The 12,551-nt window shown below is 68.2% G+C and carries 11 protein-coding genes; 6 read left to right on the top strand and 5 right to left on the bottom strand.

Annotation, left to right across the window (positions count from 1 at the left end; translation table 11 throughout):
- Positions 1 to 10: 10 nt before the first annotated feature.
- The 4 genes from D3869_RS00290 (at position 11) to D3869_RS00275 (ending at position 7,009) form a co-directional block, all read left to right on the top strand.
- Positions 11 to 3,994, top strand: a complete 3,984-nt coding sequence (locus D3869_RS00290) for a Pls/PosA family non-ribosomal peptide synthetase (RefSeq protein WP_137138473.1) — start codon at positions 11 to 13, stop codon at positions 3,992 to 3,994.
- A gap of 238 nt (positions 3,995 to 4,232) precedes the next feature.
- Positions 4,233 to 5,867, top strand: coding sequence for a fumarate hydratase (locus D3869_RS00285; protein WP_137138472.1), 1,635 nt, complete (start codon positions 4,233 to 4,235; stop codon positions 5,865 to 5,867).
- Positions 5,868 to 5,946: 79 nt separating this feature from the next.
- Entirely contained in the window at positions 5,947 to 6,297 is a 351-nt protein-coding gene (locus D3869_RS00280) for a hypothetical protein (RefSeq protein ID WP_137138471.1), read from the top strand.
- 22 nt (positions 6,298 to 6,319) lie between these two features.
- Entirely contained in the window at positions 6,320 to 7,009 is a 690-nt protein-coding gene (locus D3869_RS00275) for an RluA family pseudouridine synthase (protein ID WP_137138470.1), read from the top strand.
- Positions 7,010 to 7,028: 19 nt separating this feature from the next.
- Here the strand turns inward: D3869_RS00275 and D3869_RS00270 are convergent, their stop codons facing one another.
- The gene (locus D3869_RS00270) at positions 7,029 to 7,469 is read right to left on the bottom strand and encodes a DUF4383 domain-containing protein (protein WP_137138469.1); all 441 of its coding nucleotides are present in this window, start codon (positions 7,467 to 7,469) and stop codon (positions 7,029 to 7,031) included.
- Between the two features lie 98 nt (positions 7,470 to 7,567).
- Positions 7,568 to 7,864 (bottom strand): 4Fe-4S dicluster domain-containing protein, encoded by a 297-nt coding sequence (locus tag D3869_RS00265; protein WP_175426365.1) that lies wholly within the window; start codon positions 7,862 to 7,864, stop codon positions 7,568 to 7,570.
- Between the two features lie 145 nt (positions 7,865 to 8,009).
- Between D3869_RS00265 and D3869_RS00260 the strand changes: the two genes are divergently transcribed.
- Positions 8,010 to 9,473, top strand: coding sequence for an ATP-binding protein (locus D3869_RS00260; protein ID WP_137138467.1), 1,464 nt, complete (start codon positions 8,010 to 8,012; stop codon positions 9,471 to 9,473).
- Here D3869_RS00260 and D3869_RS00255 read toward each other — a convergent pair.
- The 3 genes from D3869_RS00255 to D3869_RS00245 all read right to left on the bottom strand — a co-directional run bounded on the left by D3869_RS00255 (position 9,450) and on the right by D3869_RS00245 (position 12,048).
- Complete coding sequence (locus D3869_RS00255) at positions 9,450 to 10,094, bottom strand: response regulator transcription factor (protein WP_137138466.1); 645 nt, start codon at positions 10,092 to 10,094, stop codon at positions 9,450 to 9,452. The genes D3869_RS00260 and D3869_RS00255 overlap by 24 nt on opposite strands.
- Before the next feature lie 273 nt (positions 10,095 to 10,367).
- Positions 10,368 to 11,408: an OmpA family protein gene (locus D3869_RS00250; RefSeq protein ID WP_137138465.1), complete on the bottom strand. Its 1,041-nt coding sequence runs from the start codon at positions 11,406 to 11,408 to the stop codon at positions 10,368 to 10,370.
- 424 nt (positions 11,409 to 11,832) lie between these two features.
- Positions 11,833 to 12,048, bottom strand: coding sequence for a hypothetical protein (locus tag D3869_RS00245; RefSeq protein WP_175426364.1), 216 nt, complete (start codon positions 12,046 to 12,048; stop codon positions 11,833 to 11,835).
- A gap of 132 nt (positions 12,049 to 12,180) precedes the next feature.
- Between D3869_RS00245 and D3869_RS00240 the strand changes: the two genes are divergently transcribed.
- Positions 12,181 to 12,507, top strand: coding sequence for a hypothetical protein (locus D3869_RS00240; protein ID WP_247895663.1), 327 nt, complete (start codon positions 12,181 to 12,183; stop codon positions 12,505 to 12,507).
- Positions 12,508 to 12,551: the final 44 nt, after the last annotated feature.

The following is a 12,551-nucleotide window of genomic DNA, read 5'->3' as shown; positions in this document are numbered from 1 at the left end:
AGGCCGCGCGATGCCGGAACTGCTGCGCGACGAACTGCTGCCCGACCTCTTCGCCGACACCGCACGCACCGCTCCGGAGCGGACGGCGATCCTGTTCGACGGGCGCCGCGTCAGCTACGGGGAACTGGAGGCTCGGGCGAACCGTGTCGCCAACGCGCTGCGCGCGCGCGGCTATGGTCCGGGGAGCTTCGTCGGCCTGTGGATGACGCGGTCGCTCGACCTGCATGTGGCGCTGCTCGGCATCCTGAAGGCCGGGGCGGCCTATCTGCCCTTCGACGCCGACGCGCCCGCCGAACGCGTGGCGGTCAGCCTAGCCGACTGCTCCGCGCCCGCCATCCTGGTGGACGCCGTGACCGCGTCGAAGGCGGCCGGGCTTGCGGTGCCGGCGCTGCGGTTGGAGGATCTGGCTTCGGATGATGAACGCGCGCCCGACCTGCGCGCGGATGGCGTCACCCGCGATCATCCGGCCTACGCGATCTACACCTCGGGCTCGACCGGCAAGCCCAAGGGCATCGTCATCAGCCACGCCAACATCTGCCACTACCTGCGCGCGGCCAACAGCCTGTACGGGATCACCGGCGAGGATGTCGCTTTCCAGGGCGCCTCGGTGGCCTTCGACCTGTCGCTCGAGGAGATCTTCGTGCCGTATCTGGTCGGCGCGACGCTTTGGGTGGCGAGCCGGCAGGTGCTGGACGAGGCCGACCGGCTGGCCGATGTCCTGAACGACGCCGGCATCACCGTGCTGGACACTGTGCCGACCCTGCTCGCCATGCTGCCCAAGGACGTGCCGAGCCTGCGCGTCGTCATCCTGGGCGGCGAGGCCTGCCCGCCCGCGGTGGCCGCGCGCTGGTGCCGTCCGGGCCGGACCATCTTCAACAGCTACGGCCCGACCGAGGCGACCGTTGTCGCCACGGTGGCAGAGGTGCGCCCGGACGAGCCGGTCACCATTGGCCGGCCGATCCCCAACTACAGCTGCTATGTGGTGGACGAGGCGATGGCGCTGGTCGCCCCCGGCACCCAGGGCGAGCTGCTGATCGGCGGGCCGGGCGTGGCCCAGGGCTACCTGGGGCGCCCGGAGCTGACCGCCGAGAAGTTCATCCGCAACAGCTTTGCCATCCACGGCAACGACCCGCTGCTCTACCGCTCCGGCGACGCGGTGAGCGTCGATTCCAACGGCAACCTGCTGTTCCACGGCCGCATCGACGATCAGGTGAAGATCCGCGGCTTCCGGCTGGAGTTGGGCGAGATCGAGGCGAAGCTGACCGGCATGGCCGGCGTGAGCCAAGCCACCGTCGTTCTGCGCAACGACAACGGGCTGGACCGTCTGGTCGCCTTCCTGGTGCCGCAAGCCGGCGCCGCGCTGGACAAGTCGGCGCTGCGCGACCAGCTGCGCGCCCAGTTGCCGAGCTACATGGTGCCGTCGCACTTCGAGGTGACCGACCGGCTGCCCCGCCTGACCTCCGGCAAGGCCGACCGCAAGGCGCTGCAGGCCGCGCCGCTGACCGACGACACCGGCCCCGGCGAGCAGGACGAGCCGCAGACCCCGACGGAGGCCGCCCTTCTGGAGGCCGCCAAGCGCGTCTTCCCCGGTCAGGCGGTGCCGCTGGAGGCCGACTTCTTCATGGATCTGGGCGGGCATTCGCTGCTCGCCGCGCGGTTCGTGTCGGCGGTGCGGGAAACCCGGCATCTCGACGGGCTGACCCTGCAGGACGTTTACGGCGCCCGCAGCCTGCGCGCCATGGCCGAGCGGCTGGACGCCCGCGCGCCGCGCGGCGGCAACGGCGGCGAGGCGGAGCGCAAGGACCGTTCCTTCACGCCGCCTCCCCTGCTGCGCCGCTTCCTCTGCGGCGCCGCGCAGGCGGCGGCCCTGCCCTTCATCCTGGCGCTGATGACGGCGCAGTGGTTGGGCGTCTTCGTCAGCTACATGCTGCTGTCGGGCGAGGACGCCAATTTCCTCCAGGAAATCGTCACGCTGCTCGGCGTCTACATGGTCATCAACGCCGCCACGGTGGTGATCGCCGTCGCCGCCAAATGGTTGGTCATCGGCCGGACGAAGCCCGGCCGCTACCCGCTGTGGGGCGCCTACTATTACCGCTGGTGGCTGGCGCAGCGCTTCATCAGCCTCGTCCATCTGAAGTGGTTTCAGGGCTCACCCGTCATGCGGGTCCTCCTGCGCGCGCTCGGTGCCAAGGTGGGCGACGAGGCGCTGATCGGCGAGTTCGAGTCCGGGGCCATCGATCTCGTGACCATCGGGGCCGGCGCCTCCATCGGCGGCAAGGTGAAGCTGGCGAACGCCGAGGTGATCGGCAACGAGCTGGTCATCGGCGCGGTGGAGATCGGCGCGGACGCCTATGTCGGCACCTCCTGCGTCATCGGCATGGACGCGGTGGTCGGTCCCGGCACGGAGCTGGCCGACCTGACCGCCCTGCCCGCCGGCGCCCGCACCGGCGCCTATGAACGCTGGGACGGCTCGCCCGCCCGCCGCGTCGGCAGCGTCGACCGGGCGGAGCTGCCCACCCCGGCGACCGCCGGACGGCTGCGCCGCGGGCTGAACGCCGCCTTCTACACGGCGATGCTGCTGGCCCTGCCGCCGATCTCGCTGATGCCGATCTTCCCGGCCTTCTACCTGTTCGACAATCTGGATGGGGTGCTGGGGTCGGTGTTCGGCGTCAGCTACCTCTATTACCTGCCGCTGATCGCCTGGCCGACCGCCATGGCGCTGGTCGCGGTGACGGTCTGCATGATCGCCGCGGTGCGCTGGATCGTCCTGCCGCGCGTCGAGGCCGGCACCTACTCGGTGCACAGCGGCTTCTACCTGCGCAAATGGATGGTGGCACTGTCCACCGAGGTGATGCTGGACACGCTCAGCTCGCTCTACGCCACGGTCTACATGCGGGCGTGGTACCGACTGATGGGCGCCAAGATCGGCAAGGACGCCGAAATCTCCACCAACCTCGCCGGGCGCTACGACCTCGTGGAGATCGGCGAGAAGTGCTTCATCGCCGACGAGGTGGTGCTGGGCGACGAGGACATCCGCCGCGGCTGGATGTTCCTGAAGCCGGTGAAGACCGAGGCGCGCGTGTTCGTCGGCAACGACGCGGTGGTTCCGGCAGGCGCCTGCATCCCCACCGGCTCGCTGATCGGCATCAAGTCGAAGCCGCCCGCCAACGAGGCGATGTCCGCCGGTGAGACGTGGTTCGGCAGCCCGCCGATCAAGCTGCCGGTGCGCCAGCGCTTCGACGGGGTCGGCGCCAACTGGACCTACGAGCCCTCCAAGGCCCGCCGCCTGGGCCGCGCGGTGTTCGAGGCCTTCAGCCTGTCGATGCCGACGATGCTGTTCATCACCTTCGGCACGCTGGCCGTCGAGCTGTTTGCCCCGGCCATCCTGGAGCAGCGCTACGGCGCCTTCCTGGCGCAGTTCCTGGGCGTCAGCGTCGCCATCCCGGTCGCGATGGTGGCCGTGGTCATCCTGGTGAAGTGGCTGCTGATGGGCCGCTACACGCCGACCGTGAAGCCGATGTGGTCCTGGTGGGCGATGAAGACCGAAGCGGTGGCGGTGCTCTACTGGGGCCTCGCCGGCAAGGTGCTGCTCGACCATCTGCGCGGCACCCCGATGCTGCCCTGGGTGCTGCGCCTGTTCGGCACGAAGTTCGGCGAGGGCGTGTTCATGGACACCACCGACATCACGGAGTTCGACTGCGTGTCGGTCGGCGACCACAGCGCGGTGAACGCCCTGTCTGCCCTCCAGACGCACCTCTACGAGGACCGCGTGATGAAGGTCGGCTGCGTGAAGGTCGGCCGCGGCGTCACCATCGGCGCCGGGTCCACGGTGCTGTACGACACCAGCGTCGGCGATTACGCCCATCTCGGCCCGCTGACCCTGGTCATGAAGGGCGAGGAGATCCCGGCGCACACCGAATGGGCCGGCGCCCCGGCGGAACCGGTGGTCGAGGGTCGACCGGAGTTGACGGCTCAGTTCAAGAGCGCCGCGTAAGCTCTTGCCGGTGTTGGACTGTTGCGGCCCGACATCCAGCGCTTCGGCGTTGGGGCCGGGCCGCACTCTTTTCGGGCCGGAGCAACGCCCTCTCCTTATCGCCGCAGGGCGTTCCGTTCCCGTTGTGCGGCGGGCGCAGGGGTGTATAACGGTGCGCGAGCGTGGCCCTGGCCCTTTTGCGCGCTCCCGCGCGCCGCATCGGGGCCTGTGACCCAAAAACAGGAAGGAAGCCCCCCGAATGCCCGACGACATCAGCCCCGCCCGCGGCGCCGCGACTCTGTTCCCGCTGGCCAAGGACGACACGACCTACCGCAAGCTGACCTCGGATCACGTCTCGGTCGTCGAGTTCGACGGCGAGCAGGTCCTGAAGGTCGAGCCGGAGGGCCTGCGCCTGCTGGCCGAAGAGGCCTTCAAGGACATCAACCACCTGCTGCGTCCCGGCCATCTCAGCCAGATCCGCGCGATCCTCGACGATCCGGAAGCCTCGCCGAACGACAAGTTCGTGGCGCTGGACCTGCTGAAGAACGCCAACATCGCCGCCGCCGGCACGCTGCCGATGTGCCAGGACACCGGCACCGCCATCATCATGGGCAAGAAGGGCCGCCGCGTCTTCACCAAGGGCGGCGACGAGGCCGCGCTGTCGGAAGGCGCCCGCGACGCCTACCTGAAGCGCAACCTGCGCTACAGCCAGCTCGCCCCGATCTCCATGTATGAGGAGAAGAACACCCGCAACAACCTGCCGGGCCAGGTCGAGATCTACGCGGAGGGCGAGGACGCCTACAAGTTCCTGTTCATGGCCAAGGGCGGCGGGTCGGCCAACAAGACCTTCCTGCATCAGGCAACCCCGTCGGTGCTGGCGCCGGACCGGCTGCTGAAGTTCCTCGAGGACAAGATCCGCTATCTCGGCACCTCGGCCTGCCCGCCCTACCACCTCGCCATCGTCATCGGCGGCCTGTCGGCGGAGCAGAATCTGAAGACGGTGAAGCTGGCCTCGGCCCGCTACCTAGACAATCTGCCGACCGAGGGTGGTGAGGACGCGCACGCCTTCCGCGACCTCGCCATGGAGGCGGAGGTGCACAAGCTGACCCAGACCATGGGCATCGGCGCCCAGTTCGGCGGCAAGTATTTCTGCCACGACGTCCGGGTCATCCGTCTGCCGCGCCATGGCGCCTCCATGCCGATCGGCATCGGCGTGTCCTGCTCGGCCGACCGTCAGGCGGTGGGCAAGATCACCAAGGACGGCATCTTCCTCGAGCAGCTGGAGACCGATCCGGCCAAGTATCTGCCGGAGATCACCGACGGCGATCTGGCCGGAGAGGTGGTGAAGATCGACCTCAACCAGCCGATGAGCGAGATCCTCGCCACGTTGACGCAGTATCCGATCCGCACCCGCCTGTCGCTGAGCGGCCCGCTGATCGTCGCCCGCGACCTCGCCCACGCCAAGCTGCGCGCGCGTCTGGACGCCGGCGAGCCGCTGCCGGACTATTTCAAGAACCACCCCATCTACTACGCCGGCCCGGCCAAGACTCCGGAAGGCTACGCCTCGGGCTCCTTCGGCCCGACGACCGCCGGGCGCATGGACAGCTTCGTCGAGCAGTTCCAGGCGGCGGGCGGCTCGATGGTCATGCTGGCCAAGGGCAACCGCAGCCCGGAGGTGACCGCGGCCTGCAAGGCGCACGGCGGCTTCTATCTGGGCTCCATCGGCGGCGCCGCGGCCCGTCTGGCCCAGGACTGCATCAAGAAGGTGGAGTGCATCGAGTATCCGGAACTCGGCATGGAAGCCATCTGGCGCATCGAGGTCGAGGACTTCCCGGCCTTCATCATCGTCGACGACAAGGGCAACGACTTCTTCAAGGAATTGAAGCTGGCCTGACGCCCGTCCCTTTTCCCTCCCCTGCGATAGCGGGGGAGGGTCAGGGTGGGGGCAAGTGTCTGCCATTCAAGGACCTGCCATGCCCGATGACCTGACCGCCAAGATCGCCGATGCCCAGCGCCGCGCCCTATTCGCCGCGGAGGTGATCGTCAACCGCCGCCTGCACGATTTCTCGATGCGCCACCAGACGCACTACGCCAACGACGTGGCGGAGGAGCGCAAGGCCATCGAGAAGGAAATCCGCGCGATCCGCCGCCGTCTCCCGGCGGCTCCGCCGGTGACCGACGCGCTGGTGGCCGCGGTCGCGGGCGATGGCCACGCCCCAGAAACGGTCCGGGCGGTGCTGCTGGCCCTGGCCGCGATCCGGCCCGATGTGCTGACAACCATTGACGAAGCCGTCCTGAACCCTGAAGAGGATGAGGAAGACTGACCGACTCGTCCATTAAGGCATCATGACACCCGAACAAATCCAGGCCCGCGTTCTCTACCGCGACGGGCTGATGCTCATCATCGACAAGCCCGCCGGCCTGCCCGTCCACGCCGGTCCGGGCGGCGGCCCGAATCTGGAGCGCCATTTCGACGCCCTGCGCTTCGGCTTTCCGAAACCGCCGGGGCTTGCCCACCGGCTCGACCGCGACACCTCGGGCTGCCTGATCCTGGGGCGGCATCCGAAGGCCCTGCGCAAGCTGGGCAAGCTGTTCCAGGATGGCAAGGTCGACAAGACCTACTGGGCGGTCGTCGCCGGCACCCCGCCGGAGGAGCAGGGGCGCATCGATCTGCCTTTGAAGAAGGTCACCAACAAGACCGGCGGCTGGCGGATCGTCGTGGCCGACGATGGGCAGAGCGCCGTCACCGATTACCGGGTGCTGGGCCGCAGCGACGGCATGACGTGGCTGGAACTGAATCCCCACACCGGGCGCACGCACCAGATTCGTGTGCATTGCGCCACGGCGTTGGGCTGCCCGCTGCTCGGCGATCCGCAGTATGGCGGGCCGGAGGGGCATCCGCTGCATCTGCAGTCGCGCGCCATTTCACTGCCCCTCTACCCCTCCCGCGAGGCGGTCGGCGCTGTGGCACCGGTTCCGCCCCACATGCGCGCGGCGCTCGCGGCCTGCGGCTTTCAAGGCGACGACCCGGCCTGACGGCCGGGCCTCCGGGCCATTACGCCCGCCACTCGGCGCGCTTCTCGGTGCCCGCCTCCGTCTCATGCACCATGAAGCCGACATAGCCGGCGACGATGGCCAGGACGGCGTGCAGCCAGATGTCGTTGCCGTGCAGCGGCACCAGCCCGAACAGCGTGTTCAGACCCGGAATGAAGCCGAGGACGGTCAGGGCGGCGTAGGCCACCGCCACGCTGCGCAGATAGCTGCGCGAGGCCAGACGGCTGGAGAAGTAGGCGAAGAAGCCCCACAGGCCGAACAGGAGATGCACCAGGTTGTGCAGCAGGTTCACCGGGAACAGCCCGAGCAGATAGCCGTGAAAGGATTCGACGGCGAGGGTCATGCCTTCCGGGGGCGGGGACAGGAAGGTCGGAATGAAGCCCAGTATGCCGATCGCCGTAAAGGCCGCGGCGTAGACCAGCGTTACGTTGCGCCACCACATGTGTCTCTCCGTTGGCAGACAGGGGATGAAACCGCCTTACCAACAGAGGGTTTAGAAACAGCGTTCCCAGAATCCGCCTGCAATCTCGGCCAGCGATGTCAGGCGGCCACCACCTCCATGGTCATGGCCTTGACCGGGCACACGGCCGCGCAGTCGCCACAGCCCGTGCAGTTCCCCTCTTCGATGATCGGCAGCCAGCGGCCGCGCCCCAGCGGGCGGAAGCGGATCGCGCCGCGGTCGCAATGGTCGCCGCACATCCGGCAATCGGTCCCGGTGTAGGACAGGCACGCCGCGCCGATGCGCGCTTCCCGAGCTTGGGACGGCTGGACCTCCGCGGACGGAAGGCTCTCGGACCGGAAGCGTCCCCGGAACAGATCCGCGCGACTGATCGCCATGGTGGCCGCCCTCCCCCTTCCCTTTTCGGCGCGCTGCCGTTGCTGCATTCGCGAATGCCGAGCATCGGCGATGGCGGTACACTGACCGTTCGTGCACCACCCGGCCTTGATCGTCGTCAAGGTCCGCACCGGAAGGACGGACGGCATGGTCCCCATCGGCAACACCACGGCGCGCTGGATGACGCTTCGCTACGGGCTGGCGCTCGGGGTGATCGCGCTGTGCACGCTGGCTGGCTTCGTCATGACCGAGCGCGTCATCGACCAGCACGCCGACATGCTGGAGGTGGTGAACATCTCCGGCCGCCAGCGCATGCTGTCGCAGCGCACCGCGTTGCTGGCGGAGCAGCTCCGCAACGCCCCGACCGACGCCGAGCGCCGGGCCCTGACCATCCGGCTGACCGAGGCGACCGACATGTTCGAGAACGCCCACCGGCGCCTGACCGGCGCCGACGAGGGGCCGGCCATGGGCAAGGACGTGCGCCGTCTCTATTTCAACGGGCCGGAACCGCTGAACGATCTGGTCCTCCGCCACATCGCCGCGCTCCGCGCGGTGATCGCCGCCGGCCCCGCCGGTCTGCCCCCCGACATGCCCGAGGCCGACCTCGTCACCCATCAGGCGCTCGGCCCGCTTCTGGCCGGGCTGGAGGACATGGTGGCGCGCTATCAGGAGGCGGGCGAGCGCGGCTTCGCCACCCTGCACAATCTGGGCTTCGCCGCGCTGATCCTGACGCTGCTGACGCTGTGCGCCGAGGTGCTGGTGATCTTCCGCCCGATGGTCCGGCAGGTGCAGCGCCAATTCGCGGACATCACCCGCATGACCCAGGCGCTGGAGCAGACCAACGTCACGCTGGAGGCCCAGGTGCGCGCCCGCACCGCCGAGCTGCACACTGCCAAGGTGGCGGCGGAGCAGGCCCACTTGGCGAAGTCGCGCTTCCTCGCCCATGCCGGGCACGACCTGAAGCAGCCCCTGCAAGCCATCAACATGTTCACCGGCATGCTGGAACGGCAGCTCGACAAGCCCCGCGCCCTGGCGCTGGTGAAGGACTTGCGGCTGGCCCAGCGCTCCATGCACGATCTGCTGAACGCCATCCTGGACATCTCGAAGCTGGAGTCGGGGGTGGTCGAGCCGAAGCCCGCCGACGTCGCCCTATCCGCCCTGTTCGACCAGTTGGAAGCGGAGTTCACCGGGATCGCCGAGGACAAGGGGCTGCGGCTGCGCGTCGTTCCGACGGACCTGTCGGTGCGGACGGACCCCTTCCTGCTGGAGCGGATCCTGCGCAACCTGCTGACCAACGCCGTGCGCTACACCGAACAGGGCGGCGTGCTGATGGGCTGCCGGTGCCGTGGCGACACGGTGTGGATCGAGGTCTACGACACCGGACGCGGCATCGCCGAGGCCGACCGACGCCGCATTTTCGAAGAGTTCGTCCAGCTCGACCGGCCCGACCGCGATCGAAGCGAGGGGATCGGGCTCGGACTGGCCATCGTCGACCGGCTGGCCCGGCTGCTCGGGCATCCGCTGGAGCTTCGTTCGGTCGAAGGCCGGGGCACGGTGTTCGCCGTGGGGGTTCCCCTGGTCCGCAGCCTACACGAGACGGTCGCGGCCTGATTCCTTGACCAGCAGCACCGCCTGGGTCCGGCTGCCCACACCCAGCGCCTTCAGCACGCCGGTGACATGGGTCTTGACCGTGGACAGGTTCAGGCCGAGCCGCTCCCCGATCTCCTGGTTGGACAGGCCCTGGGCCAGCAGGTCCAGGACCTCCAGCTGGCGGCGGGTCATGCCGTCGAAGACGCTCGGCTCCTGCGCTTTCGTGGCGGCCGGCGCCTGGGCGAGTCCCGGCATGCCGAGCACCGGCGGGACGTAGGAGCCGCCGGCCATGACCAGCCGCAGGATGTTCACGACCAGCACGTCGTCGGTGGATTTCGGGATGAAGGCGCGCACCCCGCGCGACAGCACGGCGCGCATCTCGTCCGGCGAGTCGATCATCGAGAAGACGACGACCGGCACCGGCGCCACCCGCTTCACCACCGCCTCCACATCGTCCAGCCCACCGAGGCCCGGCATGCGCAGATCCATGATGACGAGGTCGTAGGGTCCCTGATCCAGAAGCTGGGACAACTGGCCGAAGCTGGTCGCCGCGGCCACCTTGGCCTGTTCGTCCAGCTCGCCGACCAGATGGGTCAGGCCACTGCGAACGATGGAGTGATCGTCGGCGATCAATACCTGCATGACAACCCTGCTTCGGCGAAGGCGGCTGGAGGGAACGACCCGATGGGACAGGGTCCGCTGGGACCGGGCCGGCCTCGGTCGTCTCAAACCAAAGTGCGGCTTCCGGTATGAACCTCATACGCCGACCGGAGGTTTCATGCCACAATTGATGCATGATTCCGCAATGCCGCGCGTGTTTCTGCCGCAGATGCGAAAAGGGCGCCGCGGTGGCGACGCCCTTTTCCTGTCCTGATCGCGCCGACCGGCCCCCAACGGGACCGGCGGCCCGCCGGATCACTGCACGCGGATGAGGATCTGCGCGCGGCGGTTCGACGGCTCGCGGACGTTCGCACCGGTGTTCACCAGGAGCTGGGTCTCGCCCTTGCCCTCGACGGTGATCTGGTTGGCGGCGACGCCCTTGCCGACCAGCGCGTTCTTGACCGCGTCGGCGCGGCGCAGCGAGAGCCGCTGGTTGTAGGCCGGCGAGCCCGAGGTGTCGGTGTGGCCGATGACATGGATGCTGACCGCCCGCACCTGACCGGCCGACGCAGCGGCGTCGCCGATGATCTTGTCGGACGCCGCGGTGATGTTGGCCTTGTCCCAGTCGAAGAACACCAGATACTCCGACTGCGGCTGCGCCTGCACCGGAGCCGCCGGAGCAATGGGGGCCGCCGCGGGGGCGGCCGCCGGAGCGCCGAAGGTGTAGCGCAGGCCGGCCATGATGGTGTGGTTCTGGTACTCACCCTTCACGGTGGAGCTGGCGAGGCCGGCCGGGCCGCCCAGATCGAACTTCGGGTCCAGAGTGGCGAAGTAACGGTAGTCCAGCGTCAGCGCCAGGTTCTGGCTCAGCGCGTAGGACACGCCGGCGATGCCCTGGTAGGCGAACACCCAGTCGCGGTCGTCGAAGCCGCCGAGATCCAGACGGACCTGGGCGATACCGGCGCCGACGCCGATGTAGGGCGTGAAGGCGGTGCCGGTGTTGATGTCGTACAGCACGTTGCCCATGAAGGCGAGCGAGCTGGCCTTGCCGCCCAGACCGTTCACCGCCGCGTTGGAGCTGTCGGTGCTGTCGATCGCATTGCGCCAGCGCCACGCGAACTCCAGTTCGGCGCGCGGGCCGGCGGCGGTCGCGTAGCCGGCGGAAATGTCGCCGATGCCGCCCAGCTTGAAGCTGGTGCTTGCGTCCGTCGGGGTGTTCTCGAAGCGCAGATCGGCGTCGCGCGTCCAGTTCACGCCGGCGCCGGCGCCGACGTAAAAGCCCTCGGTCGCGGCCATGGCGGCGGTCGGCAGCATCGCCGCGAGCGCCGTTCCGAGCAGAATCCCACGCAGAGTCATTTTCTTCTTTCCTTTGTGCACGGCGTTGCCGGGGCTGTCGAAGCGACCCGTAAAGAAGCCCGGGCGTCTTGAGACGCGCCGTCCTTCATCGGGCAAGCCCGCCGCATTCCGTCGGCGGATGAAACGTCATGGGTTCGAAATAACAGCAACCACCCACCGTCACAAGAGCTCTGCGACAAGATGAGCAGGGATGTTGCATTTCTGCATTACCCGAACGTTCGGTCTGGTCTTCATATTCATTTGATATCGAAGCAATCGCCCGCCGAGTTCTTCATAATCCCATTGGATGGAATGCATGACTTTCGGGGTGGATTGGCTCATAGGACCAACAGACCGGACGCGCGCAAGCGCCCTGCCTTCGGCAGGAGCGGCGCTTGCGCGGTTTCATGGAAAAAAATGGAGGGACGCGGCGCCGCCGTCGGGTTCAGTCCTGCGGCTCGGCGACCATCTCGAATTGCGCGGGATCGAGCAGAGTGGAAACCGCCAGAGTTTTCAAGGTCTTGTGATCGTCGGACCGCTGCAGCTGGGCGTGCTGCGTGCCCAGCCCATCCTTGCGGATGGCGATCACCTGCCACATGCCTCCGCCGGGCCCCAACTTGCGGAACATCTGGCCTTCGACGACTTCGCGCTTTCTGCGCATATCCGATCTCCAAAACCCAAAACGTCAAACCCGCCAACCCTGCGGGTGCGGCCGACCATTCAAACACCAAACCGCCCCCGTTTGGCGAGTGTCCGTTGCGCGTCCCACGCATACCGGAACCGGGCTGTAGCGGTGCTGCAACAACCGTCTTCGCACCTGCGGAACAATCCGCCGATCCGGCGTGTTGATGCCGTCATGAAAATCGATCACGACGTGCTCCTGTTCGCGACCCGCCTTGTGGAAGAACTGGGCGAGTCCGCCGTCCGCATCAGCCGCGTCCGCCTCGTCGAGCTCACGGCTGCCAACAACCTGCGCGCCGCCGCCTTCTGGCGGGATGTGATGCGCACTTCGGAGAGGCTTCTGACGGAGCGCTCCCCCGCTTCGGCGCCACCTCCCACATCGCCGCCGGTGACGGCGCCGATGCCTCCTTCGATGACCGCGCAAACCGCCGCTCTCTGATCCGCCCGCCGGACAGCGCGACAAGCAAAAGGCCCGGCGGTTTC

Source organism: Azospirillum brasilense (assembly GCF_005222205.1).
Lineage (GTDB): Bacteria > Pseudomonadota > Alphaproteobacteria > Azospirillales > Azospirillaceae > Azospirillum > Azospirillum brasilense_G.
Note: the sequence above shows the minus strand (reverse complement) of the source record. Positions and strands in the feature narration are given on the sequence as shown.